Origin of the sequence: Chromobacterium subtsugae (assembly GCF_001676875.1) — a bacterium.
GTDB classification, from domain to species: domain Bacteria; phylum Pseudomonadota; class Gammaproteobacteria; order Burkholderiales; family Chromobacteriaceae; genus Chromobacterium; species Chromobacterium subtsugae.
Genome location: NZ_JYKA01000043.1, coordinates 1 through 1,618, shown reverse-complemented (window position 1 = coordinate 1,618; position 1,618 = coordinate 1). Strand labels below are relative to the sequence as shown.

Annotated in this window: 1 protein-coding gene; it reads right to left on the bottom strand. The window is 65.9% G+C overall.

Going from position 1 to position 1,618, the window contains the following annotated elements:
- On the bottom strand, nt 1-1,618 hold a 1,618-nt coding region (locus MY55_RS22285; RefSeq protein ID WP_065203059.1), incomplete at both ends, for an ABC transporter ATP-binding protein.

Here is a 1,618-nt window from a genome sequence, read left to right as displayed (position 1 = left end):
TCGCCCCCAGCAGCTTCTTGGTGTAGCTGTCCTTCGGCTCGCGGTAGATCACGTCCGCATCCGCCTGCTCCACCACCTGACCCTTGTTCATCACCAGCACCTGGTCCGAGATGTGCTTCACCACCGCCAGATCGTGCGAAATGAACAGGTAGGACAGCTTGTACTCGTCCTGCAGGTCCTGCAGCAGGTTCAGCACCTGCGCCTGCACCGACACATCCAGCGCCGATACCGATTCGTCGCAGATCAGCACTTCCGGCTTCAAGGTCAGGCAGCGCGCGATCGCGATCCGCTGCCGCTGGCCGCCGGAGAACTCGTGCGGGTACTTGGCCAGCGCGCCCGCCGGCAGCCCCACCTTGTCCAGCAGGTCCAGCGCCAGCTTGCGGCGCTGCCCGCCGTCCTGGCCGATGCCGTGCAGCAGCATCGGCTCGGTCAGGATCTGCTCGACGGTGAAGCGCGGGTTCAGCGACGCGTACGGGTTCTGGAAGATGATCTGGATCCGCTTCTTGTAGGCGTGGAACGCCTTGGCGCTCATGCCGATCAGGTCCTGGCCGTGGAACAAGGCCTTGCCGCCGGTGGCCTGGTGCAGCCGCACCAGCGTCAGGCCAACGGTGGTCTTGCCCGAGCCGGATTCGCCGACGATGCCCAGCGTCTTGCCGCGCGCCAACTGGAACGACACGTCCTTCACCGCGTGGAACTGGCGCTTGCCGAACAGCCCTTCGCGGATGTCGAAGCTCTTGCACAGCCCTTGCACGTCCAGCACGATTTCGTCGCCGGCGGCGTAGCCACGTGTCCTTTCGGCCGGTTCGACATAGCCGCCCGGCTGGAGGAAGTCGTCGATCACCGCCAGCCGCTCCGGGCGGCGGTCCAGGTGCGGCCGGCACGACAGCAGCGCCTTGGTGTAGGCGTCCTGCGGGTTTTCGAAGATCTGCTTCACCGTGCCTTGCTCGCGGATCACGCCGTGGCGCATCACGATCACTTCGTCGGCGAATTCGCCGACCACCCCCAGGTCGTGGGTGATGAACAGCACCGACATGCCGTGCTTCTTCTGCAGGTCGGCGATCAGTTGCAGGATCTGCTTCTGAATCGTGACGTCGAGCGCGGTGGTCGGCTCGTCGGCGATCAGCAGCTTCGGTTCGCAGGCGATGGCGATGGCGATCATCACCCGCTGCTGCTGGCCGCCGGACAGTTCGTGCGGGTAGGCTTTCACCCGCTTTTCCGGCTCCGGCAGGCCCACTTCGCGCAGCAGCTCCACCGCGCGCTTCCAGGCGGCGGAACGGCTCAAGCCGGCGTGAAGGGTCAGCGTCTCGACGATCTGCTCGCCGACGCTGAACACCGGGTTCAAGGAGCTCATCGGCTCCTGGAAAATCATCGCGATGTCCTTGCCGCGCAGCTTGCGCAGCTCGCCGCGCGACAGCCGCAGCAGGTTGCGGCCCTGGAACAGCAGTTCGGACGCCGGATCGATCTCGCTGGATTGCGGCGGCAGCAGCTGCATGATGGCCATCGACGTCACCGACTTGCCGGAGCCCGATTCGCCGACCAGCGCCACCGTGCGGTGGGCCGGAATGTCGAAGCTGACGCCCTTGAGCGCCTCGAAGCGGCCGCCGTCTTCCTGGCGGAA